Source organism: Quadrisphaera sp. INWT6, assembly GCF_015390235.1.
In the GTDB taxonomy this organism is placed as follows: domain Bacteria; phylum Actinomycetota; class Actinomycetes; order Actinomycetales; family Quadrisphaeraceae; genus Quadrisphaera.
Genome location: NZ_VUOH01000001.1, coordinates 158,665 through 184,071, shown reverse-complemented (window position 1 = coordinate 184,071; position 25,407 = coordinate 158,665). Strand labels below are relative to the sequence as shown.

Here is a 25,407-nt window from a genome sequence, read left to right as displayed (position 1 = left end):
CCTCTCGCGAACCGCAACCAGGCGCTCGGCTGCGGTTCCGGAGGGGTCGAGAACCGCAACCAGGCGCTCGGCTGCGGTTCCGAGCGGGTCTGGAACCGCAACCAGGCGCTCGGCTGCGGGTAGGCAGACCCTGCACAGGCCCGCACACACCGTCGAGGCGAAGAACGCCCTCGGCGGGAGGCGCGTCACTAGCGTGATCTTCATGAGCGCGCAGGTGCACGACGCCCCGGACGCCACCCGCGTCCCGACCGCCGTCGGCCCGCTGGCCGGAGCCGGTCTCGGCGCCGTCGCCGCGGTGCTGGGACTGGTCCCGTGGCTGGTCACGGACAGGCGCCTGCCCTTGCAGAACCTGTGGGCGGTGCAGACGACGCCCGGCGACATGCCCGTGGTGCTGCTGCCCCTGAGCCAATACGCGCTGGTGCAGCTCCTGGGGCTGCTCGCGCTGGGGCCGGCAGCGGCCGGGCTCGTGCTGCGGGTGCTCCGGCACGTCCGGCAGGTGCAGGTGCGCCCCCGCGCTGCGCTGGGCGCGGCCCACGGGGTGCTGGTGGTGCACGCGGTGGTCGCCGTCCAGTCGCTGGGCGTGGTCGCCGGTGGTCTGACGCACCGCACGGCCTCGCAGGCGTACCTCGCCGTGCTCATGGCGGTGGTGGTCACCGGGGTTCTCCTGGGGCTGGCGGCGCTGGCGCTCCTGGCCGCCCGGGCGCGTGCTGCGCTGGTGCTGGGCACGGGCGTCGTCGCCCTGCTGGTCGGCCGGTGGGTGTACGCGCTCGCAGCACCGGTGGGGCTGCCGGGGCAGGACCACCTCTACGGCCTGGCGGCGTGGTGCGACCTGTGGCTGCCGCCCGCGCTCGTGGGGGCCGCGGTCGGCTGGGCGGGGGTGCGCACGGTCGGCCGGGTCGCGGCCGCCGCCGTCGTCGTGCTCGCGCTGTGGGCGGTCCCGGCGGTGTTCACCGCGGTCGACTCGGTGGCGGGCTACCGGGTCGCCATGCGCTACCCCGCCGAGCTGGCGGCGTACGGCGTCCAGGTGCTGCAGGCCGCGCTCACCGACCCGGTGCGGATCGGGACGCAGCTGCTGGTCGTCGCCGTGGTCGCAGCGGGGGTGGCCGCGGGGGTGGCCGTCGTCTCGCGCCGCGGCGGGTGGATCCGCGCCACTCCCTGACTGGCCCAGGGTGGCCCCGCACCAGTCCTGCTGGTGCGGGGCCACCCTGCGCCAACAGGGGGTCAGCCGAGCTTCGTCAGGCCCCGCTTGAGCTGGCGGGCGGCCTGGGCGATGCGCTGCTCGTTCTCGATGAGGGCGAAGCGCACGTAGTCGTCGCCCTGGGGCCCGAAGCCGACGCCGGGCGAGACCGCGACGTCGCAGTCCCTCACGATGAGCTTCGCGAACTCGATCGACTTCAGCTCCGCGTACGCCGAAGGGATCCGCGCCCAGGCGAACATCGTCCCCCTGGGCTTCTCGAGGTGCCAGCCTGCCCGGTCGAGGCCCTCGACCAGGGCGTTGCGGCGAGACTCGTAAACCGAGGACGTCCACTGCGGGTAGTCGACCTCCTCGTTGAGGGTGACCGTCGCGGCGATCTGGATCGGCTGGAACGTGCCGTAGTCGAGGTAGCTCTTCAGCTTCTGCAGCGCCGCCACCACCTCGCGGTTCCCGACCATGAAGGCCACGCGCCAGCCGGCCATCGAGAACGACTTGGTCATCGAGTAGAGCTCGACGGCGACCTCCGTGGCCCCCTCGCACTCCATGATCGACGGCGGCTGGTAGCCGTCGAAGGTGGTATCGGCGTAGGCGAAGTCGTGCACGAGCACCACGTCGCGCTCGCGCGCCCAGTCGACCAGGCGCTGCAGGTCGGCCTTGGACACCACGGCCGTCGTGGGGTTGTGGGGGAACGACAGGACGACGACGCGCGGCTTGGGCCAGCCGTACTCCCACGCCTCCATGACGTTGTCGACGTAGTCGTGGGCCTCGCCGTCGGCGCCCTTGGGGCCGATCGGCACCTGGCGCACGTCGGCGCCGGCGAAGTAGGGGCCCCAGATGTGGATCGGGTAGCTCGGGGAGGGCACCAGCGCGGCGTCACCGGCCTGCAGCAGCACCCACATCAGGTGGGAGAAGCCCTCCTTGGCGCCGATGGTGCTGATGATCTCGCTGTCCGGGTCGAGGGTGACCCCGAAGCGCCGCTGGTAGAGCCCGGCGACGGCCTCGCGCAGCTTGGGCAGCCCGCGCGATGAGGAGTAGCGGTGGTTGCGGGAGTTGTGCGCGGCCTCGGCGAGCTTCTCGACGGCGGTGGCCGGGGACGGCAGGTCGGGGTTGCCGAACCCCAGGTCGACCACGTCGCGGCCGTCGCGGCGGGCCTGCTGCTTCAGCCCGTCGATGATGGTGAAGACGTACGGGGGCAGCCCCTGGATCCGCCGGAACTCCATGGCGGCAGATCCTAGGCCGGGCATGGGCCATGCTGGCGGGCGTGCACGTCGTCCACGTCACCAACGACTTCCAGGACAACGGCACCGGCATCACCAACCTGGTGAGGACGCTCGCCGTGGCGCAGCGCGCCGCCGGGGTCGAGGTCTCCGTCGCGAGCGAGGTCGAGACCTCCGCCTACCACGTCGAGCTCGCCGCGCTCGGGGTGCGCTTCGTGCGGTTCGAGCGGGTGGTGGGCCCGCGGCGGGCGCGGGGCCTGGCCCGCCTGGTGGCCCGGCAGCGGCCCGACGTGGTGCACGTGCACACCGGCAGGACGGCGCTCGCCGTCCCCCTGCTCCCCCGCGCCCTGCGGCGGCGGAGCGTCGCGACCGTGCACAACGTGTTCCAGCGCTCCAGCGCGCTGATGGGGGCGTGCGCCGCGGTGGTGTGCATCTCGGAGTCGGCGCACCAGCGGTTCCGCCGGATGGCGCCCTGGGCGGCGGGACGGGTCAGCGTCGTCCACAACGCCGTGGACCTCGACCTGGCGACGACGGCGCCGTCCACCGCCGCGCCGTCGGCCCCGCCGCTCCCCCGCCGGTCCGTGGTGCACGTCGGCGGGCTGCACCACCGCAAGGGCGTCGACGTGCTGGTCGAGGCGGTCGGCAGGCTCGCCGCGGCCGGCGACCCGGTGCAGCTGTTCGTCTACGGCAACCGCGACCAGCCGTGGCTGGAGGAGCTCGCCGCTCCCCTCGTGGCCGCCGGGCGCGTCCACTTCGAGGGCTTCACCCGCGACCCGCGCGCCGCGATGCGCGCGGCCGGGGTGGTGGCGGTGCCCTCCCGCGACGAGCCCTTCGGCCTGGTGGCGGTGGAGGCCCGCGCCGCCGGCGCGGCGGTGGTCGCCTCTGACGTCGGCGGTCTGCCCGAGGCGCTCGACGGCGGCCGCGCCGGGGTGCTCGTGCCCCCCGACGACGTCGACGCGTGGGCCGCGGCGCTGCGCTCGGTGCTCGATGACGACGCCCTGCGCTCCGACCTGGTGCGCCGCGGCGGGGAGGGGCTCGACAGGTTCGCGCCCGCGGCCATGGCGGCGGCCTACGCCGAGGTGTACCGGTCGCTGCGGTGAGGCCGGACCCCCGCGAGGACCGGTCGGCGGGGAGGTCCGGTTGCTATCGTCGCCGCGCTCGGACGCGCCTCCCGAGCGCACGCACGACCGCCCCTCGACCGCCAGCGCCTCCGGCGCGCGCCCCGCGGCCCCGGCCCACCCCGGCCCCGACGTCTGGACGTGACCGTTGATCCTGCAAGACTACGTGCGCATCGTGCGCCGCGGGGCCTGGCTCCTCGTCGCGCTCGTGGTGGTCGGGGCCGCGGCGGGCTTCGCCTTCGCGGCGACCGCCACCCCCACCTACTTCACGCGGGCGACCGTGATGGTCTCGGCGACCGGCGACACCACGCCCGGCGGGCTGTCGCAGGCGAGCTCGTTCGCGGTGCAGCGCACGCCCACGTACGCCGGCCTCGCGCAGACCTCCGTGGTCCTCGAGAAGGCGGTGGCCCAGCTCGGTGACGGGACGACGCTCACGCAGCTGGCGGAGGCCGTCAACGTCTCGGCCCGCGCCGACAGCGCGCTGATCGACGTCGACGCCGAGGCCCCCTCGGCGGCCGCCGCGGCGAACCGCGCCAACGCGGTGGCCGCCGCGCTGCAGGAGGAAGCCCCCTCCCTCGACGCCCCGGGCGGCGGCGCGGAGGGCGCCGTGGTCCTCTCCACGGTGCAGGCCGCGCAGGTGCCGCTGCGCGCCGACTCCCCCCGGCCCCGCAACGACGTCATCTCCGGCGCGGTGGTGGGCCTGGCCCTCGGCGTGCTGGTGCTGGCGCTGCGCCACGCCCTGGACGACAGGATCCGCAGCGCCGCCGACGTGCCGCGCAGCCGCAGCCTCCGGGTGCTCTCGGTGCTGCCCCGCGGCCGCCGCGGCCGCCAGGACGAGGAGCGCAGCGAGGCCCTGCGCCGCCTGCGCTCGGTGCTGGCCGCGGCGTCGCCGGGCGGGGCGGGCAGGGGCTCCGTGGTGGTGGTGTCCGCGGTGTCGTCGTCGTCCGCGAAGGACGCCGACGAGGCCGCCGTCGGCCTCGCGCAGGCCCTGGTGGAGACCGGCTCCTCGGTGCTCGTGGTCGACCTGACCGCACCCAGCCGCCCCCTGGGCGTCCGCGGCTCGCGGCGCACCGCCGCGGGCTCGGCGCCCACACCCCCGCGCACCGACCTGGCCTCGCTGGCCGGGGAGGGCTCCGACATCGCCTGGCTGGTGCCCGAGGCGCTGGGCACCACCCCGGCGCAGCTGGTCGGCACCGAGGGCGGCCGCGCCGTCCTCGACGAGCAGACCGGCGGCTACGAGCACCGCGTGCTGCTGTGCCCGCCGGCGCTGGACCGCTCGGAGGCCTCCGTGGTGGGGGCCCGGGCCACCGCGACGCTGCTGGTGGCCGACGCCGGCCGCACCACCCGCTCGGAGCTGCAGCGCGCCGCCGGGGGCCTGACCGCCGCCGGCGTCCCGACCGTCGGCGTGGTGCTGGTGGGCGCGCGCCTCGACGAGGCCTGGGCCGGCTGAGCGCACCCGCGCGCTGCGAGCCGAGCGGCTGACAGACCGAGGGAGGGACCGGCATGACGACGCTGACGCTGGTCGCCCTCGCCGTCGTGGCCTGGGGGCTGTGGAAGCCCCACCGGTACGCCACGGCCCTCGCCCTCGGCGGGGCGACGCCCGCGGGGGCGGCCCTGGTGGCCGGCAGCACCGCGGTGCCGACCTTCTACTTCGTGGCGCTGGGGGCGCTGCTGCTGCTCGCGGTGCAGCTGGTGCACCGCTCCCACCAGCGCCGGCGCCTCGAGGAGGCGGCCACCCCCGGCATGACGCCCCTGCTGCTGCTCGCCCTGTGGGCCGTGGTGGTCACCGTGGCGGCGCCGCTGCTCTTCGACGGGATGACCGTCTACGCCTCGGGCGGCATGCCCAACGAGCTGCGCGCCGGCCAGCTCACCAGCTCCAACCAGGCGCAGCTGGTCTACCTGGTGCTGTCGGTGGCGGTGGTGCAGCTGCTGGCCCGCGGCGCGGGGGCCCGGGTCGAGGTGGTGGGGCTGGCCGCGGGCGCCACGGTGCTGCTGTCGGCGTGGGCCGTGCTCGGCCGCGAGCTCGGGGTGCCGTTCCCGTTCGGCTTCTTCGACAACTCCCCCGCCTTCGCCTACATCGACGGGGCGCCCGGCGGCGCGGTGCGCTACCGCGGCATCTTCTCCGAGCCCGCGGGCCTGGCGGTCGCCTGCCTGGTGGCCGTGGCGTACTGCACCGCGCGGCTCCCCCACGTGCGCGGTGCCCGGCGCGTCGGCGTGCTGGTGGTGCTGGCCGTCGCCGCGGTGCTCGGCGCGGCGTCGACCTCCACCACCTTCGTGGTGGCCGCTGCCGCGCTGGTCATGCTGGCGGTGGTGGTGTGGCTGGTCGAGGTGGTGCTGGCGCGCCGCGCGCTCACCCTGCCCGGGGTAGCGGGCGCCGCTGCGGCGGTGGCCGCGCTGCCGTTCGTGCTGCCCCTCGTGGTGCAGGTGCTCGCGGAGCAGGTGGGGGCCAAGGTCGGGACGTCGTCGTTCCGCGACCGCTCCGGCGCCGACAGCGACTCCTACCGCATCCTGCTCGACACCTTCGGCTTCGGCGTGGGCCTGGGGTCCAACCGGCCGTCGTCGTTCCTCGCCGGGATGCTCAGCACGGTCGGGCTCATCGGCACGGTGCTGTTCGCGGCGGTGGTGCTGGTGCTGCTGACGCGCACCTGGACGCTGCGCGACCAGCGCCCGGTGGTGTGGGCGCTGCTCGCCGCGCTCATCACCAAGCTCGTCAGCGGACCCGACCTCAACGACACCAGCGGCCTGCTGTGGCTCTGCCTGGGCGTGCTCGCGCACGCCGCGGCCCGGCGCCAGCAGCAGGAGGCGCTGGAGTCGACCCCGCGGGGCCTGCAGGCCAGGGCCGCCGCCGGCTCGGCGGACCCGGCGGCCGCACCCGGGTGAGCAGCGGGGTCAGCGGCGGGGTCAGCGGCGGGGTCAGCGGCGGGGGCCGCGGCGCAGGGGTGAGCGGGCCAGCAGCGCCCTGACCGCGCGGCGCCCCTCGGAGCCCAGCGCGACGACGTCGCTGCGGCGCGGCACCACGAACGCCGAGGCCCGAGCCCCGGTGAGGCGCGCCGCGGCGGCCACCGCGAACACCGACATCGCCGCGCCGCTGGCCACGGCGGCGATGCCGGCCCCCACCGCCCCGCCGCTGGGCACGAGCAGCACGAACCCGGCCAGGAGCACCACGAGGGCCACCACGAACGACGCCGACCGCAGCCCCGGCCGCCCCCACGCCCCCAGGCCCGCACCCGCCATCAGGCCGGGGACGTTGGCCACGGCCGCCAGCAGCAGCCACCAGGTGGGCGCCGTGGCGGCGGTGAACTGCTCGCCGAAGACGGGGCCGATCCACAGCGGCACCGTCGCGCCGATCACCAGGGCGCCGACCGCACCGACGAGCGTGGCCGACCGCGAGATGGCCATGAGCTGCTCGCGGTCGTCGACGCGGGCGCTGACGCCGAAGAGGGCGTCGCGCACCGCGGTGACCAGGATGAACAGAACGTCGGAGATGGTGATCGCCACCACGAGCAGGCCCAGCTGCGTGGTGCCCGCGAGCGGCGCGGTGAGCAGCTGGGCCACGCGGCCGGTGGCCATGCTCGCCACCGACCCGAGCCAGGTGCGGCTGCCGAAGGCGACGACGTCGGCGGTGACGGGCCGCTGCGGTCCCTCCTGCTCCCGCTCGCGCAGCAGGGGGTCGTCGGGGGGCAGCGGCGGGCGGCGTCGCAGCACGCGCCAGTAGACGAGCCCGGTGAGCACCGGCACGAGCGACATCGAGATGACCGCCACCCGCACGTCGAGCAGCCCCGCGAGTGCGAGCACGAGCAGGACGACGAGACGCAGCACCGACGACAGCACGCGGTCGGCGGCGATGGTGCCCCACATCTGCAGGCCAGCGGCCGCCCCGCGGAGCAGGCCGACGACCATCGTGGGCAGGGCCAGGGCGGTGCCCACGAGCATGATCCCGACCAACGAGGAGTCCCCGCCGGTGAGCGAGTCGGCGAAGGCCCAGCTGAGCGTCCAGCACAGGGCGCCGAGCAGCAGGCTGATGGCGGAGGAGCTGGCCAGCGCTCGGCGGGCGGCCTCGGGGCGGCGGGCCAGGTGGTAGGTCAGCGCCTCCGGCAGGCCGAGGGTGCCGACGGCCACCACCAGCGCGGCGGGGGCCATGGCGGCGGCCACCTCGCCTCGGCCCTCGACGCCGAGCGCCCGCGCGAGCACGGGCGCGCTGGCCACCCCGATGAGCGGCACGAGCATGCTCGTGGTGGTCATGAACGCCATCGCCCGGCGCATGGAGACCGGGGGCCTCTCGGCGGGGACGGTGTCCTCCGTCGGCACGGCGGGCTGGACGGCGGGCTCGGGGGCCGACCCGTCCGCGGTCGGCGGGGTCGTCATCGGGGCCGACTGTGGCACACGCCCGGCGGGCACCCGCCCCACCACCGGCGCTCCGGTGGCGCACGGGCAGCAGCGCCCGCGCAGGGCGGCGCCCTCCCCACGGGGTCGCTCCGCAGATGCGCCCCATCAGCGTGACCGCTCGGTCACCGCGAAGGGGCCCATCCGCGGAGCACCGCGCCCGGGTCACCGCGAGCGGCGTCCAGGGGCACCGGCAGCGGTCCGTCGAGGCAGCTCGAGGCAGCTCGAGGCAGCTCGAGGCAGCTCGAGGCAGCTCGAGGCAGCTGGGCCGGCCAGGTCCCGGTGCTACCGTCGCGGCGAGCCCGAGGCCCACCTTCCCCGCCCGCCTCCGCGCTGTCCGGACGCCCCCGCGGTCCCCCGTGGACACCCGTGGTCGTCGCAGCAGCGGAGGCCACGACGTCACGGAGCCCCGCACTGCCCTCGCACCCCACCGACGGCCCGCCCCCCGAGCCCGGCGGCGCCGCCGCTGCCACCGTCGAGGAGGCACCCGGCCGCCGCGCCCGCCCCCGCGCCGAGCGCCGCTCCCGGCAGCGCCGCGCGGTGGTGCTGGTGGCCGCGGCGACCGCCACCGCCGTGCTGGTGGCGAGCGGGGTGTGGGTGCTGGCGCACCGCACCGCGCCCCAGGCACCGCGCGTGACCGCCTCCAACGACAGCGCCACCGCCGACGCCACCGCCCTGGTGACCGAGGGCGGCTCCCGCGCGGAAGCGGCATGGGCGGCCAGCGGCGACCCGGTCGGCGCGTGGGTGCAGCTGCACTGGACCTCCCCGCGGACCGTCGACCGGGTCCGCCTGGTGCCCGCCGCGGGCGCTCCCCCGGTGACCTCCGGGCTGCTCACCCTCGACGGCGGCGCGTCGGTGATGGTCACGGCCGGGGCCGACGGCACGGCGGAGGCCTCCTTCCCCGAGCGGTCGGTGAGCACCGCGCGGTTCACGGCGTCCGGCGGGGAGTCCGGCGCGGGCCTGGCGGGCCTGCTGGTCGACGACGGCGGCGACCCGCCCGTCCTCGCGCTCGCGCGGACGTCCTCGGGCGGCGACTCCCCGCCGCTGGCGGGGGCGACCGCCACCGCGTCGAGCAGCGCCGACGGCACCGCCCCCGGGGCCCTGGTCGACGGCGACCTGCCGGAGCGCCAGACCGGCAGCGAGTGGCGCTCGGCGACCGACGACGACGCCCCCTGGGTCGAGCTGGCGTGGCCGCAGCCTCAGCTGCTCAGCGCGGTGCAGGTCTTCGGGCCCGAGCGCGCGGCCAGCGACCCGTCGGCCACCGGCGCCTCGCCGCTGTCGGGCCGCCTGTACTTCTCCGACGGCTCCAGCGCCGTGGTCTCCGGCATCGACGGCGGGGCCGGACAGCCGACCACGGTCGCCGTCGCCCCGCGGACGGTGACGTCGGTGCGGCTGACGCTGACCGAGAACTTCTCCTCGGCGCGGGCGGGGCTGCGCGAGCTCGCCGCCTACGGCGTCGGTGCGACGCCCGTGCGGTGGGACGGCGAGAGCACCGCCGAGCAGGACGGCGAGACGTACGCGGTGGAGCCGCCCGCGGCGCAGTGCGGCGGCGACCCGGTGGGCTCGGCGGCAGGCGGTGCGCTGGCGCTGGTGTGCCCCGCGGTGGGCTCAGTGGTCGGCGGCTCCGCCGAGGTCGTGGTCAGCGGGCAGCCGGGCGCCGTCGTGACGGCCACCACCGCGGCCACCACCGCCGGCAGCGCTGCCACGACAGCCAGCGCGGGCGCCGAGGCGGAGCCGGTCGAGGTGGCGAGCGCGACGGCGGACGCCGACGGGCGCGCCCAGCTCGTCGTCGACACGAGCGCCTTCCCGGCCGGGCCGTTCGCCCTCGACGTGACGCAGGCCTCCGGTGACACCACCCCGCTGCAGGTGCAGCTGGTGCACGGCGGGGGCCAGCCGACCGACGACGCCGGCCACGCCCCCGCCGGGATGACCCTCCAGTGGGAGGACGACTTCGCCGGGCCGCTGCCGGTCAGCGGCACCGGGGCGGGCGCCGTGTACGCGGCCACCAAGCCCGAGCACTGGGGCGGGGCGCAGTTCGGCGACGCGGTCTTCCCCGACCCGGCGCTGGGCGCTGACACCGTCGCGACGCTGGCCGGCGGCGACGCCCAGGCCGACTCCCAGGGCGGGTACCTGCGGCTGCGCGCCCAGCCGATCGGCGACCTCGCCGTCGAGAGGCCCTACGGCCAGCAGCACGCGGGCGGCATCCTCAGCTCGGCGCGGGTCGGTGCGGCGGGGTTCAGCGCGCAGTACGGCTACTTCGAGGCGCGGATGCTCTCCGGTGCCGGCAAGGGCACCTGGCCGGCGTTCTGGATGCTGAACAGCCAGTCGGCCACACCCGACAACAGCACGGCAGGCGAGGTCGACGCCGTCGAGCTGTACGGTCACGACACCTCGTTCACCTGCCACACGCTCCACGACTGGGGCGCCCCCGACGACTCCGGCTCCACGGCGTCGTCGTGCCTGTCGCCGCCGTCGCTGCCGGACTGGTCGCAGGGGTGGCACGACTTCGGGGTCCGGGTGACACCCGACGGCGCGACGTTCTACGTCGACGGCGTGCAGGTGGCCGAGCGGCGAGGCCTGGGGCGCTCCGACGAGCCGATGTTCTTCCTGCTCGACATGGCGCTCGGCGGCGGCTGGCCCGTCGACCTGGGCCCCACCGGCGGCACGAGCGACCTCTACGTCGACTGGGTCCGCGCCTACACCTGATCCCCCTCCCCGCGACGATCAAGCACCTCAGCGCCACTCGTTGTGGCGCTGAGGTGCTTGATCGTCGCGGAGGGGGGGTGGAGGAGTCGGAGGGGGTCAGGACGGGCCGTCGGGGGGCAGCTGCGCCATCCGCTCGGGGGTGAACCGGCCGCGGAGCACGTCGGCGGCGGCCAGGAGGTTGCCGCGCAGGCGCTGGCGGCGCCACCGGCGCTCGGGGCCCGCGAGCGCGAGCACGGCGTTCTTGGCGACGCGCCGTCCTCCCTCGTCGAGGGCGAGCAGCGGCGGGAAGCTGCCGTGCCGCAGGAAGTACGCCGGGTTCATGACCTGGGCGTACCCGAGGCGGCGGTGGGCGGTCCGACCGCCGGACTTCACGCCGCGGTGGACGATGACGCAGTCGTCGACGGAGGCCAGCGGCCCGTGGCGCAGCATGCGGCGGGCGTAGTCGTGGTCCTCGAGCCAGCCGTACAGGGGCAGCCGCTCGTCGAAGCGCTCGTGGGCCACGCCGTCGCGGCGGACGGCGAAGTTGCAGCCGTAGAGGGTGAGGCTGGGCTGCCAGGTGCCGCCGAGGGGCTCGGTGGTGGAGCGCTCGAGGGCGGCGCGGGCGGTCTCGGGGTCGACGGCGTCGCCGACGGCGCCGTCGAGGAGCACCCGCCCCGTGAGGGCGACGACGTCGGGGTGGGCGGCGAAGAAGCGCATCGCCTCGGCGAGGTAGTCGGGGCGGACCACGGCGTCGTCGTCGAAGAAGAAGACGTGGGTGGCGTCGGGCACGGCGTCGAGGCCGGCGTTGCGCTGGCTGGTGAGGCCGCGGGCGTGGACGACGCGCACGTGGTCGGGCAGCGGCGCGGCGGGCAGGCTCGCGGCGTCGGGCACGGACACCACGACGCGGACGTCGACGCCCAGGCCGGGGAGGGTCTGGTGGGCGAGGTCGGCGACGACCTCCCCCAGCAGCTCGGGGCGCCCCGCGGAGGCGAGGACGACGGCGACCCGGGGCTGACCGTCCCGCTGGGCGGCGGGCGCGCTCACAGCCAGCTCGCCCTCAGGAGACCGAGCACGACGTCCTCGGCGAGCCGGCGGCGCCCGAGCCCGCCGCGGGTGACCGGGGCGTAGGTGCCGGCGGCCGCGAGCCTCGCGAGCAGGCGGGCCCTGGCGGGCAGCCCGGCGGCGCGGTGCAGCTCGCTGCGCAGGGCGTACAGCCGCGCCACCCGCTCGTACCGCTCGACGACGGCGCGCCAGACCCCGCGGTCGAGAACGCTGGCGGGGGCGGACGGCGCGTGGCGGGTGGCCAGCTCGGCGCGGTGCGCGGCGGTGCGGGAGAGGAAGTCGAGCCGCTCGGAACCCTCGGCCACCTTGTTGCGGTACCGCTGCACGAACGGCACGGGTCGCACCCCGTACGACTGGGTGGGGTGCTGGCGGTAGTGCGCCAGCGGGTGGGCGATGAGCGCGCTGCGGCCGAAGTTGGTGGCGAGGAAGTAGACCCACCGGTCGTGCGGGAGCACCTTGGTGGCGGTGTACGTGTCGGTGCCGCGCTCGGCGTGCGGGAGCAGCTGGAGCAGGCGGGCGTCGATGGTCATGGCGAAGCCGAAGTAGAGGCCGAAGGGCTCCGACGCGCCGGGCTCGACCACGGCGTCGTGGGTGATGAGCTGCGGGTCGAGGCGGATCGGGGTGCCCTCGACGTCCACGAGCACCACCTGGTGGGTGGCCATCACGGCGTCGTGGGCGACGATCGCCGCCACCGACTCCTCGACCTTGCGGGGCAGCCACACGTCGTCCTGGTCGCTGAAGGCGATGTAGCGGCCGCGCGCCCGGCGGGCGGTCTCGAGGAAGTTGTCGGCGAAGCCGAGGTTGGTGGGGTTGCGCACCACGTGCACGGGGAACGCGCTGGTGGCGGCGAACTCCTCGAGGACGCGCAGCGTGTCGTCGGTGGAGCCGTCGTCGCCGACGAGGAGCTCGCACGGCTGCAGCGTCTGCGCGGCGATGCTGTCGAGCTGCTCCCGCAGGTGGCGCGCCCCGTCGTACGTCGCCATCACCACCGAGACACCGGGTGCAGCGCGTGCGTCGGTCAGGTCGCTCTGGTCGGGCACGGGAGCCAGCGTGGCGCACGGCGGTCGGCTGCGGGGCTGCGGGGTGGGACCGCGGGGTGGCTGCTCGCGAGCGGCTCCGTGGTAGTCCTGGGCGGGTGACGCGACGAGCCCGGTGGCTGCTGATGGCGAGCCACGTCCCCGCCAGCGGCCGTCTCGGCGGCATCGTCAGGTACACCGTCGAGCTGGCCAGGGCGCTGGAGCGGCGCGACGACGTCGAGCTGCACCTGCTCACCTCAGCGGCGGCCGCGCAGCCGCTGGCGGCCCTGGTCGGCGGGGACGCGTCGCGGGTGCACGCGGCTCCCGCGGCGGCCGACAAGGCGCTCCCGGCGTGGGAGCGGTGGGTGCTCGGGACGCGCCTCGGCGGGCTGGGTCTGGCCGACGGCGCGTTCGACGTCGTCCACGGCGTGAAGCACCTGGTGCCGCGCGGAGTGGGGGCGCGGACCGCCCTGACGGTGCACGACATGGTGCTCGCCGACCGCCCGCAGGACTTCCCGCCGGCCAAGCGGGTGCTGCTGCAGCGGCCGTACGCCGCCTCGATCCGCCAGGCCGACGCGCTGGTGTGCGTCTCGGAGGCGACGCGCGCCGCGCTGCTGGCGCACCACCCGCAGGTGGCGGACCGCGCCGCGGTGGTGCTGTCGGCGACGGGCCCGGCGCTGCTGGAGGCGCCCGCCACCCCGGTGCCGCAGCTGGCGGGGCGGCGGTTCGGGCTGGTGGTGGGCGACTCCTCCCCCCGCAAGAACCTCGCCACGGCCGTCTCGGCGTGGGCCCGCGCGGTGGACACCCACCCCGAGCACGCCGACGCGGCCCTCGCGCTGGTGGGTCCGCCGCCGTGGGGCGAGGAGGCGTACGGGCCCGACCACGCCCGGCTGGTGGCGTCGGGGCACCTCGTGCAGCTGCAGGGGGTCGACGACGCGGCCCTGCGCTGGTGCTACGAGAACGCCGCGGTGGTGCTGGCCCCGAGCCTGGTGGAGGGGTACGGCCTGCCGGCGCAGGAGGCCCTCGACCTGGGCGCGCCGCTGGTGACCTCCCTCGACCCGGCGCTGGTGGAGGTCAGCGGGGGCACGGCGCGGCACGTCGCGGCGACCGACGTGGAGGCGTGGGCGCGCGCCGTCGTCGAGCACCTGGCACCCGGGGCGCCCCGGCCGGCGCCGCGCGCGCACCCCCGCACCTGGGACGCGGTCGCTGCCGAGACCGTCCGCGCTGTCCTCCCCCACCCCCGCACGTGATCATGGGCTTCAGGAGCGCTTTCCGACCGGCAGGGGCCACAGGAGCACCAGACGCCCCTTTTCGGCGATCTTGCACCGGTTCGGACACGCCGGATCTAGCGGAACGCCCCTCGGGCGGCAGACCCGTGCGCCAGGATGGCCGGGTACGAGCCCCATGGAAGGTGCCCGCATGCCCGCTTCCCCGCGTGTCACGATCGTCCACGAGCGCTTCACGGAGTTCGCCGGCTCCGAGGCCGTGGTCGAGGCGATGGCCCGACGCTGGCCCCAGGCACCCCTGCACGCGCCGGTGGCGCTGCCGGGCGTCATGCCCGCCGACCTCGAGCACCGCGTGCGCTCCACCCCGCTGAGCCGCCTGCTGCGCGGCAGCCGGTACGCGCACCTGCTGCCAGCGCTGCCGCTGGCGATGCGCGCGATGCGCCTGCCGGCGTCCGACGTCGTCATCGCCAGCCACCACGCGTTCGCCACGCAGGTGGCCGTCCGGGCCGGTGGCGCCCCCGTGGTCGCGTACGTGCACAGCCCCGCGCGGTGGATCTGGGAGGCGTCGATGCGCCGCGGCGAGGGCGCAGGCCTGGGCGCTGCGGGCCTCGCGGCGTTCTCGAGCGCGTTCAAGCCGTTCGACGTGGCGGCGGCCCAGCAGGTGCACACGCTGCTGGCCAACTCCAGCGCCGTCGCCGAGCGGATCCGCACCTGGTGGGGCCGCGAGGCGCAGGTGGTCGCTCCGCCGGTGAACACCGGCTTCTACCGACCCGACGCGTCCGTGCCCCGCGAGGAATTCTTCCTCCTCGCCGGCCGGCTGGTGCCCTACAAGCGCCCCGACCTGGCCGTCCGCGCCGCGGCGCGCGCCGGGGTCCGCCTGGTGGTGGCCGGCGAGGGTCGCGCGCTGCGGCAGGCGCAGGCGCTCGCCGGTCCGGAGACGACGTTCGTGGGCCGGGTGGACGACGACGAGCTGCGCGACCTCTTCCGGCGCTGCCGCGCGCTGCTCATGCCGGGCGTGGAGGACTTCGGCATCGTCCCCGTCGAGGCCCAGGCCTGCGGCGCGCCGGTGATCGGCGTCCGCGCCGGGGGCAACCTCGACACGGTGCTGCCCGGCCTGACCGGTGAGCTGGTCGCCCCGATGGCGGGCCCCGCGGCCGCCGGCGACGACGAGGCCGAGGTCGACCGCTGGGCCGAGGTGCTGCGCGCCTTCGACGCCGCCGCGTACGACGCCCGCCGGGTGCGCGCGCACGCCGAGACGTTCTCGCGCGCCGCCTTCACGGCCTCGATGGCGCGGGTGGTGCAGGACGTGCTCGACGGCCCCGCCGTGCCGCAGCCCCGCTCCGAGCAGACCGAGCCCGTCGTCCTGCCGGTGGAGCTGCCGGTCACCCCCGTGGTGGGCGCGCCGGCGGCGCTCCGCCCGCCCCTGGGGACCGCCCCCCGTCCGTGATCAGGACGCCAGGTGGCGGCGAGCCGCGGCGTGCGCATGCACCTGCCGCGGGACGACGACGGGAACGGGGTCACCCGCACGCAGGCGACGCGTGACCAGGCGCTCCCGTGCCTCGGACTGGGCGACGGTGCGCCCGACCAGCAGCGCCAGCAGCGCGGCGACCGGGATCCAGGCGACGAGAACGGCGACGAGCCAGATGTCCACGGACCCAGTTCTAGGCCGTGCGACCGGGCGGTAGGTCCACGGAGCCTGTGAGCGTGCTGGACGCCGGTGCGTTCGCGCACCGGCCCGCCGTCGTCACCCGATCTGGTCTGGCCGGTCACCGTTCGCCCGGCGCACCATCGTGGGATGTCGTGGCGCTGCCGGCTGGGGTGGCACCGGTGGGTGCTCTACCCCGCCACGCTCCGGCAGGACGCCGGGGAGCCCGCCTACGTCTGCGAACGCTGCGGGCGCGAGCCCCTCACCTGGTGAGGAGCCCGCGCCCGCAGAAGTCGTGGGAGTGGGTGCTCAGGCGGCGGACCTGCCGCGGGGCCTGAGGGTGCGGACCTCGGCGAGGTCCGGGACGGGCTTGAGCTTCCGGAGGTCTCGGACCTCGCGGTGGCCGTGCCTCCAGCGGTCTGACTTGCCGGAGATGGCGAGCGAGCGCCCGACCACCAGGGCCAGACCGAGGGCGACCACGACCCACAGGCCGACCAGCGCGACGATGAGCATGCGCCAGTTGTACCCCTCCGAGGCAAGATCAAACCCGCCAGGGGCGTGGCGCGCGCCGTGTCGCCCTCAAGTGACACCTCCAGGGGGACACATCCGACATACCGCCTGGTCCTGCGGTTGGAGGCGGCTCCGCGGATGCGCCCCTTCGCGGTGACCGCTCCGTCACCCCTCCCGCGACGATCAAGCGCCTCCGCGCCACGTGCAGTCGCCCGTGCGTGGCAGTTCAGGCAGGCGCGGGGACGGCGAGGGCGAGCACCGCGCCGCCGGCCAGCAGCGCCGGCACAGCGACCAGGTCTCCCAGGGTGAAACCGTGCTCGGGCGAGAAGGTCAGCAGGATCGGCCCCTCGAGGGGCCCGTTCAGCAGCCACCACACCCCGGTGACCACGACGGCGCTGAGCCCGACGCGCCACCCCTCGTGCGGAACGGGCGCCTGCACCAGCACCGCGAGGCACTGCAGCGTCAGCGCCACCAGCGCGAGCCCGACGAGGACGGCGACGACGAGGGAAGGGCGTGCGTCGAGGGGCATCAGGGCATCGTGCCCTGCCCCCAGGCCCCCCGGCGGACGGGAGCACTCGGTCGAGCCTGGGAGGTGGCGCTGAGGCGCTTGATCGTCGCTGAGGGGGGCGGGGCGGAGGAGAGGGGTCAGCGGCCGAGCTGGGCGTACTTGGCCTCGGTGGCCGCCTTGCGGGGGCGCCACCAGGCCTCGTTGTCGCGGTACCACTCCAGCGTCGCCTTGAGGCCGGAGCGCAGGTCGCGGTGCAGGGGCCGCCAGCCGAGCTCGTCGCGCAGCAGCGACGCGTCGATGGCGTACCGCAGGTCGTGACCGGGGCGGTCGGCGACGAGGTCGTACGCGTCGGCGTCCTGCCCCGCCAGCTCCAGCAGGGTGCGCACCACCCGGAGGTTGTTCGCCTCCCCGTCGGCGCCGATGAGGTAGGTCTCCCCGATCCGCCCGCGCTGCAGGACCGCCCAGACGGCGCGGTTGTGGTCCTCGACGTGGATCCAGTCGCGGACGTTGGTGCCGGCGCCGTACACCTTGGGCCGCACGCCGTCGATGATGTTGGTGACCTGGCGCGGGATGAACTTCTCCACGTGCTGCCAGGGTCCGTAGTTGTTGGAGCAGTTCGAGATGGTCGCCTGCACCCCGAACGAGCGGACCCACGCGCGCACCAGCAGGTCCGACCCCGCCTTGGTCGCCGAGTACGGCGAAGAGGGGTTGTACGGCGTCTCCGCGGTGAACTTCGAGCGCTCCGGGTCGTCGGAGGGGTCGGCGAGGGGCAGGTCGCCGTAGACCTCGTCGGTAGAGACGTGGTGCAGCCGCACCCCGTGCTCGCGGACCGCCTCGAGCAGCGCGTACGTGCCGAGGAGGTTGGTCTGCACGAAGGGCCACGGGTCGTGCAGGGAGTTGTCGTTGTGGCTCTCCGCGGCGAAGTGGACGACGGCGCCCGGCCCGTCGGAGTCCGCCAGCTCGCCGACCAGCCGCTGCACCAGGGCGGAGTCGGCGACGTCGCCCTCCACCAGCCGCACCCGCGGGTCCGAGCCCTCGGTGACGGACGCCAGCGTGGCGCGGTCTCCCGCGTAGGTCAGCTTGTCGAGCACGGTGATCTCGACGTCGGGCCGCTGCTGCGCGGTGGCGTGCACGAAGTTGGCGCCGATGAACCCGGCGCCGCCGGTGACGAGCAGCCTCACAGCGTCTCCCCTCCGAAGCCGCCGGAGGCCACCGGGTCGCGGCGGTCGAGCAGCGACAGCAGGTACGCGCCGTAGCCCGACTTCACGAGCGGCTCGGCCCGTTCTCTCAGGTCGGCGTCGGAGAGGAAGCCCATGTGCCAGGCGACCTCCTCGGGCGCGCCGATCTTCAGGCCCTGCCGCTGCTCGATGGTGCGGATGTAGGTGCCGGCGTCCATCAGCGACTCGACGGTGCCGGTGTCGAGCCACGCGGTGCCGCGGGGCAGCACCTCGACCCAGAGGCGTCCTTGCTCGAGGTAGGTGCGGTTGACGTCGGTGATCTCGTACTCGCCGCGCGCCGAGGGCTGCAGGTCGCGCGCGATGGCGAGCACGTCGTTGTCGTAGAAGTACAGGCCGGGCACGGCGTAGTTGGAGCGCGGCGCGGCCGGCTTCTCCTCCAGGGAGACCGCCTTGCCCGACGCGTCGAACTCGATGACGCCGTACGCCGTCGGGTCGGCCACCCAGTAGCCGAAGATCGAGGCGCCGTCGATGTCGACGAAGCGCGAGAGCTGGGTGCCCAGGCCGGGGCCGTAGAAGATGTTGTCGCCGAGCACGAGCGCCACGGTGTCGCCGCCGACGAAGTCCGCGCCGAGCACGAACGCCTGCGCGAGCCCGTTGGGCTCGGCCTGCACGGTGTAGCTGATGGCGATGCCGAACTGCGAGCCGTCACCGAGCAGCCGCTGGAAGGCCGGGGCGTCGTGGGGGGTGGTGATGACCAGCACGTCGTCGATGCCGGCGGCGATCAGCGTGGAGAGCGGGTAGTAGACCATCGGCTTGTCGTAGACCGGCACCAGCTGCTTGCTCGTGCCGAGCGTCAGCGGGTGCAGGCGCGTGCCCGAGCCGCCGGCCAGGATGATCCCCTTCACGTCACGCACGGTATCGGTGCCGCCGACCAGGTGAAGGGCACTTGGGCTGCTCGCTCCGCCCGAGTGGTTGCCGCTCCCGACCGGCGCAACCTCCCCCGGGAGGGGGCCCCTCCCCCACTACCGTCGACGGGTGCAGATCGAGGCCCTTCCCCTCGAGGGCGCCTGGTCGTTCACCCCGAAGCAGTTCGGTGACGACCGCGGCACCTTCCTCGAAGCCTTCAGGTCCGACGCCTTCGTCGAGGCCGTCGGCCACCCGCTCTTCGTGGAGCAGGTGAACTGCTCAGTCTCCGCGGCGGGCGTGCTGCGCGGCATCCACTACGCCGACGTACCCCCGGGGCAGGCCAAGTACGTGATGTGCACGGCCGGGGCGGTGCTCGACGTCATCGTCGACATCCGCGTGGGCTCCCCCACCTTCGGCCAGTGGACCTCGGTGCTGCTCGATGACGTCGACCGCCGCGCCGTCTACCTCTCCGAGGGCCTGGGCCACGGCTTCTGCTCCCTCGAGGACGGCTCGACCGTGACCTACCTGTGCTCCACCGGCTACAACCCGACCGCTGAGCACGGCACGCACCCGCTCGACGCGGAGCTGGGCATCGAGTGGCCGACGGTCGGGCGCAACGGTGAGCCGCTGACCTACGAGCTGTCCGCCAAGGACCAGCAGGCCCCCACGCTGGCGCAGGCCCGCGAGGCCGGCCTGCTGCCCACCTACCCGGCGCTGGTCCGATGAGGGTCCTGGTCACCGGCGCGGGCGGCATGCTCGGGCAGGACGTCGTGGCGCTGTTCCGCGAGCGTGGCCACGAGGTGACGGCGGCGACGCGCGCCGACCTGGACGTGCTGGACCCGCGCGCGCTGGCCGAGCTGGTGCCGGGCCACGACACGGTCATCAACTGCGCCGCCTACACGGCGGTGGACGCCGCGGAGACGGACCCCGAGGCGGCGGCTGACCTCAACGCCGTGGCTCCCGGGTACATCGGCGCGGCGTGCGCCAAGGCCGGAACGCGGCTGGTGCAGGTGTCGACGGACTACGTCTTCGCCGGCGACGCCACGGAGCCGTACGCGGAAGACGCACCTGTGGCCCCCAAGTCCGTCTACGGGCGCACGAAGGCCGACGGCGAGCGCACGGCCCGCCGCGCATGCCCCGACACCCTCGTTCTACGGACCGCATGGCTCTACGGCGCGGGTGGCCCGTGCTTCCCCAAGACCATCCTCAAGCTGGCGCGGGAGCGCGGCGCTGTCAGCGTGGTCGACGACCAGATCGGCCAGCCGACGTGGACCGTCGACGTCGCACGGGTGATCGCCGACCTCCTGGACGTCGGCGCCCCAGCAGGGACGTACCACGCGACGTCGAGCGGCTCGACGAGCTGGTACGGCTTCACCCGCGAGGTGGTCGGCTCCGCGGGGCTGGACCGCGACGTCGTCTCCGCGACCACGTCCGCCGCCTTCGTGCGCCCGGCGCCCCGGCCGGCGTGGTCGGTGCTGGGGCACGACGCGCTGGAAGCGGTCGGTGTGACGCCTATCGGCCCGTGGAGCGCTAGGTGGCGAGCTGCGAGCAGCACCGTGCTCGGTCCCTGAGCTGACGCTCTCGACGCTGGCGATCGACTACCGGGGTCTTGCGCCCGCAGAGCCCCGAGAGGGTGTCGACAACTGACCAGGAAAACGCAGAGCACGGACACCCGGGCGCTGGCCCCGCTCGGAGGACACCCAGGCGGGCCGCGGACGGCCGACCCGTGCGGAGAGCGGCCGTGGTAGCGGTGCGGGTGCTCGCCGCCCTCGTGGCGGCGGGCGCCGTGGTCCTCTTCGCCGCTCCGCACGTCGGCGTCGAACGCTGGCAGGTCATCGCCCCGGCGCTCCCCGCGCGCGGGGCCCTGGCGGTCGCCGCGAGCGCGGCCCTCGTCGTCGTCCTGCTCCTGCTGGTCACGCGCGTCGTGCGGCTGCGGCTCGGACTGCCGCTCGCCGCTGCACTCGCTCTCGCCGTGGGCCTGCACCTACCCGTGGTGCTCGCGCGCGGGGTGGTCGGCGAGCCGGTCGCGGCACCGGCCGCCGGGCAGCTGCGGGTGCTGGAGTGGAACACCAACGGGCGACTCACCACGCCGGACGTCGTGGCGGAGCTGGCGGTGGCGCAGCACGCGGACCTCGTCGTCCTGCCGCAGCAGGCGCTACGCACCGACGACGACTACCGCGCCGCCTTCACCGCCGCTGGGCAGCGCATGGTCCGCGTCAACGACGAGCTGCCGTCGGAGCAGGTCGCGGTGTGGGCCTCCCCCGGCCTCGCCGGGCGCTACACCGCACTGCCGGGCCCCGACCCGAGGAAGGCGGTCGAGCTGGTTCCCGACAACGCGTCGCTGCCGACGGTGCTGGCGCTGCACGCCCCCTGGCCGGTGGGGCCAGGGCTGCCGGGGTGGGAGCGCGACGTCGACTGGGTCGCGGCGAGGTGCTCCACCACCTCGCCCGTGCTGGTGGCCGGCGACTTCAACGCGAGCGTCGACGACTTCGGCGGTCCGCGCCTCGGCCTCTGCGCAGACGCCGCGTCGCTGCGGCACAGCGCTGGGGTGGGCACGTGGCGGACGGGACTGCCGCCGCTGCTGGCGATGCCGATCGACCACGTGCTGGCCACCCCGGCGGTCGGGCGGGTCACCAGCTTCACCGTGCTGAGCAGCGAAGACGGCTCGGGAACGCGGCACCGACCGACGATGACGGTCTTCACGCCCACCGGCTGACGCCGCTCCAAGGGTCCGGATCTCCACCCGGCCGGTTCTGCCCGGGGTTCCGCCGACAGGTGGCGGGCTCCGCGGCCCGGCCCGAGGGCTGAGCGGTGCTCCGCAGAAGCGCCCCTTCGGAGTGACCGGGCGGTCACGCTGATGGGGCACATCTGCGGAGCGACCGGACGAGCGGCCGGTGGGGTCAGTGAGCGGCGCCGATGGCGCGGTCGTGCGCGTAGATCCGGTTGTTCACCTGCTGCAACCGGCTGCTCATGAGGCAGGCGTCGACGACCCACCACACGAAGAGCGCGAACAGCAGCACGTAGCCGATGAGCACCAGCGTCAGCAGCCAGCCCAGCAGGTTCAGGCACAGCTTGGCGACGCCGGCGCCGGTGTGGCGCAGGGAGAGGTCGTGGGCGCCGAACCCGCCGAGGAACACCCAGAACAGCCACGCGGCAGTCGTGTCCTTGTACGGCTGGGGGAAGACCGTCTGGCCCATCCCGTACCCCGGCGGCGGTCCGTACGCAGGGGGCTGCCCCGGGTGCGGCTGTCCGGCGTAGGGCTGCACGCCGTACCCCGGCGTCCCCTGGGGCTGGGGCCCGGTGTGCGGTGGCTGGCCGTAGACGTCGTCGGTGCTCATGGACTCCCCCGGTGGCCAGTGGCCGTCGGCCGCGCTGGCCCACCACGGTAGGCGCGCGGGCGGCGTCGGCACAGACCCAGCACCGGCGCGCCGCGCGTGGTCGCCAGAGCACGCGGCGTGAGCAGCACCCTCCGAACGGTCCCTCTCGCACCGCTGGTGATCGTCGGGTGCCGCTCCGGCAGGCGCTGCGTGCTTGGGTGGTCGCGCGCGTCTCGCGCCTCCTTCCCGCACCCCGGGGGCCAGCGGCCCCCTCGGACGACAAGGACCTGCCTGCTGTGACCGCGACGGCTCCCCAGCGCCCCGACGCCGACCCCGCCCGCGGGGGCGCCGCCTCCCCCGCCGCCTCCCCCACGGCGCCCCCCGGCCCGCCCCAGGCCCCGGCGCCCCGCGCCGCGCGGCCCTCCCGCTGGGTCCGGGGGCGCCGCGTCCCCGCCGCCTCCAGCCGGGCCACCGGCCTGCTGCGGGAGCTCGCCCGCCACGCCCCCCTCGCCCTGGCGGTCGCGCTGCCGGTGGCCCTGCTCGTCGGCCTCCTCACCGGCCCGCTGGGGGCCCGCGCCGAGGTGGTGCACCGCGCCACCACCAGCGGTGTCGTCGTCCCGGGGTCTGCCGGTGACACCACCGACCCCGACGACGCCGCCCGCGTCGCCGCCGCCTACGTCGCTGCGGCCACCGACCCCGAGCTGCTGGCCACCGCCGCGGCCGGCACCGGCTGGACCGCGGAGCAGGCCTCGGAGCGCATCGCCGTCGCGCTGGGCGAGACGCCGGGCGTCGTCGACGTCACCGTCACCACCTCGGGCGCCGGCACCTCCACGGAGCAGGCGCAGGAGGTGGCCGCCGCCGTCCTCCCCGCCCTCGAGCCCGCGGTGCTCGCCGAGCACACCGCGGCGGTCCAGACCTGGACCGACCAGCTCGACGAGCAGCTGGCCGCCGTCCAGGCCCAGCTCGCCCAGGTCAACGCCACCGCCCCCGGTTCCGCCGACGCCAACCGCCTCGCCGCCGACGCCGAGCTGCGCGTCCAGCAGCTGAGCCGCATCGAGCGCGCCCAGCCCCCGGCGCTCATGAGCTCCGGTCAGGCCGTCGCGCTGCCCGACGTCGTCCCCGCCAGCACCGCAGGACGGGCCTGGCGCGACGCCGCGGTCGCCTTCGTGGTCACCGCCCTGCTCGTGGCCGCGCTGGCCACGGCTCTCGCCGGACGGCGCGGTCACGCCCTGACCCGCGCGACGGGGCGCCGCCTCGCGCGGCGCGGCCTCGGCTCCTACCTCGAGGTGCCCCGCGACCCGGTGGGCACCTCGGCGCTGCTCCCCCTGCGCGCCGCTGTGGGCAGCGCGCTGGCCGCCGGCCAGCAGGTGGTGGTGCTCGTGGCCCCCGGCGCCACCCGCGGCGAGGCCGCCTCGATGGTGGCTCCGGCCGGGGCCGGGTCGGCGCACCTCGTCGTCGTCAACCTCGACCAGCCGTGGTGGCGCTACGTCGACGCCACCCGCGCCGCCCAGGTGGTGCTGGTGGCCCCGTACGGGTCGAGCTCGCGCGCGCTCGCCGACGAGGCCACCACCGCGCTGGCCCCCCTGGGCGCCCCCGTGCACGTGGTGCTGCTGACGGTGCCCGCGGGCCTGACGCCGTTCGACGTCACGACCACCGGCAGCCTCCCGGTGGTCCCTCCCGCCGCCGCGCGGAGTTCGCTCTAGCGGCTCGACGCGCCTACCGTCGGAGAGCGCGCCGTCCTGCGGGACGGCCAGCACCGGCCCAGCGACGCGGTGGTGCTCCCACCCGACCGCGAGGCACGGAGGACCCCCGTGAGCACCGACCAGGCGACCACCCCCGCCACAGGACCGCCCGCTCCGCCGCCGACGCCGCGCTCGCGCGTGGTCGCCCTCGCGCGCCGGAACCCGCTGGTGGTGCTCGCGCTGGCCCTCCAGGCGGTGATCGCGCTGCGCCTGCACAACTCGGCCTTCCAGGACGAGGCGCTGTACCTGGCCACCGGCCACTGGCTCCTCCAGGACCGGGCCGGCGGCCCGCCGCTCACCTCCGCCCCCGAGGGCTGGTTCACCGGTGCGCCGCAGCTCTACCCGGTGCTGGCGGCCCTGCTCGACAGCGCGGGTGGGCTCGGCCTGGTGCGGACCGCGTCGACGGTGCTGCTGCTGGCGACGACGGCGGCTGTGGCGTGGTCGGCCAGCAGCGTCATGCACCTGCTCGGGGGCGCCCTGAACAGCGATAGCGACGACGACGGCGACGGCGACGGTGACGACGCTGGCGCTGGCGGCACCGCGAGGGCCGCGCGGCGCGCCGCGGCGGGCGCGGCCTTGGCGGTCGCAGCGACGGGGCCGCTGCTGGCGCTGGGGCACTTCGCGTCGATGGACGCCGCCGCGTACGCCTGCCTGGCGTGGGCGCTGGCGCTGGGGCTGCACGCCGTGCGACGGGGTGGGTCGCGCTGGGCCTGGTGGGGCGCTGGCGCCGGCGCGCTGCTGGGGCTCGCGGTGCTGCTGAAGTACACCTCCGGCATCGCGGTGCCGTTCGTGCTGCTCGCCCTGGTGGGCGCGGCGCCCGCGGTCGGTCGCCCCCGGGCCGTGCGCGTCGCGGCGGTCGCCGCCGGGACGGGCGCGCTCGTGCTGCTGCTCTCGGCGCTGACCTGGGGCCGCGGGCTGGTGGCCGGGTTCGTCTCCAGCACCCTGGCCCGGCAGCCCGTGGCACCCGCCCCCGCGTCGGAGCTGGCGCTCGAGGTGCTCCGCGACGCAGGCCTCCCGCTGCTGCTGGCCGTCGCGGGCGCCGTCGTCCTCTTCCGTCACCGGCCCCTGCTGGGCGCCGCCCTCGGGCTCGGGGCGCTCGCCCCCGCGGTGCTGCAGGTGGTCACCGGCGAGCAGGTCTCCCTCTACAAGGCCCCGGCGCTCGGGACGGTGCTCGGGGCGGTCGCCGCCGGGGTGCTCGTCGCCGCGGCCCGCGCGTGGTGGGCCTCGGCGCTGGTGGTGACAGCGCTCGTCGTCGCCGTCGCGCTCGGGGCGGGCACCGCCTCGCGGCTCTTCGGCAGCTGGGCCAGCTCCGACCCCCTGCGCGACGTCCTCGTGCCGCTGGTCGAGCAGCGTCCGGGCGCCGGCGTGGCCGGGGACAACCCCGAGACGATGCAGTACCCGCTGTGGGAGCAGGTGCCGTCGCAGCGCTGGGGCGCCTTCTACCCCGGCGCCTACCAGCGCGACGGGCTCGTCGACGCCGCCGCCTACGAGGCCGCCCTCTCCGCCGGTGACTTCTCGGTGGTCTTCTTCGACGGCTCCTCGGCCACGGGCCGCGAGCTCGAGCCGCAGATGCCCGGGCTGGGGTTCGAGCAGGCGGCGCAGGTCAGCTCCCCCGAAGGCGGCCGCACCTGGACCGTCTGGACCAGCTCCCGGTGATCATGCAGAAGACCCGCACCTCGGGGCTCGAGGTGCGGGTCCT

22 protein-coding genes are annotated in these 25,407 nt (G+C 75.9%); 12 read left to right on the top strand and 10 right to left on the bottom strand.

Going from position 1 to position 25,407, the window contains the following annotated elements; genetic code table 11:
• Positions 1–202: 202 nt before the first annotated feature.
• The gene (locus F1641_RS00765) at positions 203–1,159 is read left to right on the top strand and encodes a hypothetical protein (protein ID WP_194902601.1); all 957 of its coding nucleotides are present in this window, start codon (positions 203–205) and stop codon (positions 1,157–1,159) included.
• 62 nt (positions 1,160–1,221) lie between these two features.
• Here F1641_RS00765 and F1641_RS00760 read toward each other — a convergent pair whose 3' ends face one another.
• Positions 1,222–2,415 (bottom strand): aminotransferase class I/II-fold pyridoxal phosphate-dependent enzyme, encoded by a 1,194-nt coding sequence (locus tag F1641_RS00760; protein ID WP_194902600.1) that lies wholly within the window; start codon positions 2,413–2,415, stop codon positions 1,222–1,224.
• Positions 2,416–2,456: 41 nt separating this feature from the next.
• Between F1641_RS00760 and F1641_RS00755 the strand changes: the two genes are divergently transcribed.
• The 3 genes from F1641_RS00755 to F1641_RS00745 all read left to right on the top strand — a co-directional run bounded on the left by F1641_RS00755 (position 2,457) and on the right by F1641_RS00745 (position 6,410).
• On the top strand, positions 2,457–3,512 hold the full coding sequence (locus F1641_RS00755; RefSeq protein WP_194902599.1) for a glycosyltransferase family 4 protein: 1,056 nt from the start codon (positions 2,457–2,459) through the stop codon (positions 3,510–3,512).
• Between the two features lie 166 nt (positions 3,513–3,678).
• Positions 3,679–4,980 (top strand): Wzz/FepE/Etk N-terminal domain-containing protein, encoded by a 1,302-nt coding sequence (locus F1641_RS00750; RefSeq protein ID WP_194902598.1) that lies wholly within the window; start codon positions 3,679–3,681, stop codon positions 4,978–4,980.
• A gap of 53 nt (positions 4,981–5,033) precedes the next feature.
• Complete coding sequence (locus F1641_RS00745) at positions 5,034–6,410, top strand: hypothetical protein (protein ID WP_194902597.1); 1,377 nt, start codon at positions 5,034–5,036, stop codon at positions 6,408–6,410.
• Between the two features lie 33 nt (positions 6,411–6,443).
• Here F1641_RS00745 and F1641_RS00740 read toward each other — a convergent pair whose 3' ends face one another.
• Entirely contained in the window at positions 6,444–7,895 is a 1,452-nt protein-coding gene (locus F1641_RS00740) for a lipopolysaccharide biosynthesis protein (protein WP_194902596.1), read from the bottom strand.
• Between the two features lie 387 nt (positions 7,896–8,282).
• Here F1641_RS00740 and F1641_RS22705 point away from each other — a divergent pair, with 387 nt between their 5' ends.
• Entirely contained in the window at positions 8,283–10,619 is a 2,337-nt protein-coding gene (locus F1641_RS22705; RefSeq protein WP_194902595.1) for a family 16 glycosylhydrolase, read from the top strand.
• A gap of 96 nt (positions 10,620–10,715) precedes the next feature.
• Here the strand turns inward: F1641_RS22705 and F1641_RS00730 are convergent, their stop codons facing one another.
• Positions 10,716–11,642, bottom strand: a complete 927-nt coding sequence (locus F1641_RS00730) for a glycosyltransferase family 2 protein (protein ID WP_194902594.1) — start codon at positions 11,640–11,642, stop codon at positions 10,716–10,718.
• Positions 11,639–12,700 (bottom strand): glycosyltransferase, encoded by a 1,062-nt coding sequence (locus F1641_RS00725; RefSeq protein ID WP_194902593.1) that lies wholly within the window; start codon positions 12,698–12,700, stop codon positions 11,639–11,641. The genes F1641_RS00730 and F1641_RS00725 overlap by 4 nt, the downstream gene beginning before the upstream one ends.
• A gap of 95 nt (positions 12,701–12,795) precedes the next feature.
• Between F1641_RS00725 and F1641_RS00720 the strand changes: the two genes are divergently transcribed.
• The gene (locus F1641_RS00720; protein ID WP_206690356.1) at positions 12,796–13,926 is read left to right on the top strand and encodes a glycosyltransferase family 1 protein; all 1,131 of its coding nucleotides are present in this window, start codon (positions 12,796–12,798) and stop codon (positions 13,924–13,926) included.
• A gap of 169 nt (positions 13,927–14,095) precedes the next feature.
• Positions 14,096–15,349, top strand: a complete 1,254-nt coding sequence (locus F1641_RS00715) for a glycosyltransferase (RefSeq protein ID WP_194902592.1) — start codon at positions 14,096–14,098, stop codon at positions 15,347–15,349.
• On the opposite strand, the gene F1641_RS00710 is transcribed toward F1641_RS00715, so the two are convergent.
• From F1641_RS00710 to rfbA, 5 genes are all read right to left on the bottom strand, one after another.
• A complete protein-coding gene (locus F1641_RS00710) occupies positions 15,350–15,553 on the bottom strand; it encodes a hypothetical protein (RefSeq protein WP_194902591.1) in 204 nt (67 codons plus the stop codon). It abuts the gene before it with no gap.
• A 303-nt stretch (positions 15,554–15,856) separates the two neighbouring features.
• On the bottom strand, positions 15,857–16,060 hold the full coding sequence (locus tag F1641_RS00705; RefSeq protein ID WP_194902590.1) for a hypothetical protein: 204 nt from the start codon (positions 16,058–16,060) through the stop codon (positions 15,857–15,859).
• Between the two features lie 223 nt (positions 16,061–16,283).
• Complete coding sequence (locus F1641_RS00700) at positions 16,284–16,586, bottom strand: hypothetical protein (protein ID WP_194902589.1); 303 nt, start codon at positions 16,584–16,586, stop codon at positions 16,284–16,286.
• A gap of 116 nt (positions 16,587–16,702) precedes the next feature.
• Positions 16,703–17,746: a dTDP-glucose 4,6-dehydratase gene (rfbB, locus tag F1641_RS00695; protein ID WP_194902588.1), complete on the bottom strand. Its 1,044-nt coding sequence runs from the start codon at positions 17,744–17,746 to the stop codon at positions 16,703–16,705.
• On the bottom strand, positions 17,743–18,648 hold the full coding sequence (rfbA, locus tag F1641_RS00690; protein WP_194902587.1) for a glucose-1-phosphate thymidylyltransferase RfbA: 906 nt from the start codon (positions 18,646–18,648) through the stop codon (positions 17,743–17,745). The genes rfbB and rfbA overlap by 4 nt, the downstream gene beginning before the upstream one ends.
• A 130-nt stretch (positions 18,649–18,778) precedes the next feature.
• On the opposite strand from rfbA, the gene F1641_RS00685 reads away from it, so the two are divergent.
• From F1641_RS00685 to F1641_RS22700, 3 genes are all read left to right on the top strand, one after another.
• Positions 18,779–19,375, top strand: a complete 597-nt coding sequence (locus F1641_RS00685; RefSeq protein ID WP_194902586.1) for a dTDP-4-dehydrorhamnose 3,5-epimerase family protein — start codon at positions 18,779–18,781, stop codon at positions 19,373–19,375.
• Positions 19,372–20,220, top strand: a complete 849-nt coding sequence (gene rfbD / locus F1641_RS00680) for a dTDP-4-dehydrorhamnose reductase (RefSeq protein WP_194902585.1) — start codon at positions 19,372–19,374, stop codon at positions 20,218–20,220. The genes F1641_RS00685 and rfbD overlap by 4 nt, the downstream gene beginning before the upstream one ends.
• Positions 20,221–20,390: 170 nt before the next feature.
• Complete coding sequence (locus F1641_RS22700; RefSeq protein WP_194902584.1) at positions 20,391–21,365, top strand: endonuclease/exonuclease/phosphatase family protein; 975 nt, start codon at positions 20,391–20,393, stop codon at positions 21,363–21,365.
• A gap of 184 nt (positions 21,366–21,549) precedes the next feature.
• On the opposite strand, the gene F1641_RS00670 is transcribed toward F1641_RS22700, so the two are convergent.
• Positions 21,550–21,987, bottom strand: a complete 438-nt coding sequence (locus F1641_RS00670) for a TM2 domain-containing protein (RefSeq protein ID WP_194902583.1) — start codon at positions 21,985–21,987, stop codon at positions 21,550–21,552.
• Between the two features lie 275 nt (positions 21,988–22,262).
• Here F1641_RS00670 and F1641_RS00665 point away from each other — a divergent pair, with 275 nt between their 5' ends.
• Together F1641_RS00665 and F1641_RS00660 are read left to right on the top strand one after the other, a co-directional pair.
• The gene (locus F1641_RS00665) at positions 22,263–23,669 is read left to right on the top strand and encodes a hypothetical protein (protein WP_194902582.1); all 1,407 of its coding nucleotides are present in this window, start codon (positions 22,263–22,265) and stop codon (positions 23,667–23,669) included.
• A gap of 108 nt (positions 23,670–23,777) precedes the next feature.
• Complete coding sequence (locus tag F1641_RS00660; protein ID WP_194902581.1) at positions 23,778–25,364, top strand: glycosyltransferase family 39 protein; 1,587 nt, start codon at positions 23,778–23,780, stop codon at positions 25,362–25,364.
• Positions 25,365–25,407 lie beyond the last annotated feature (43 nt).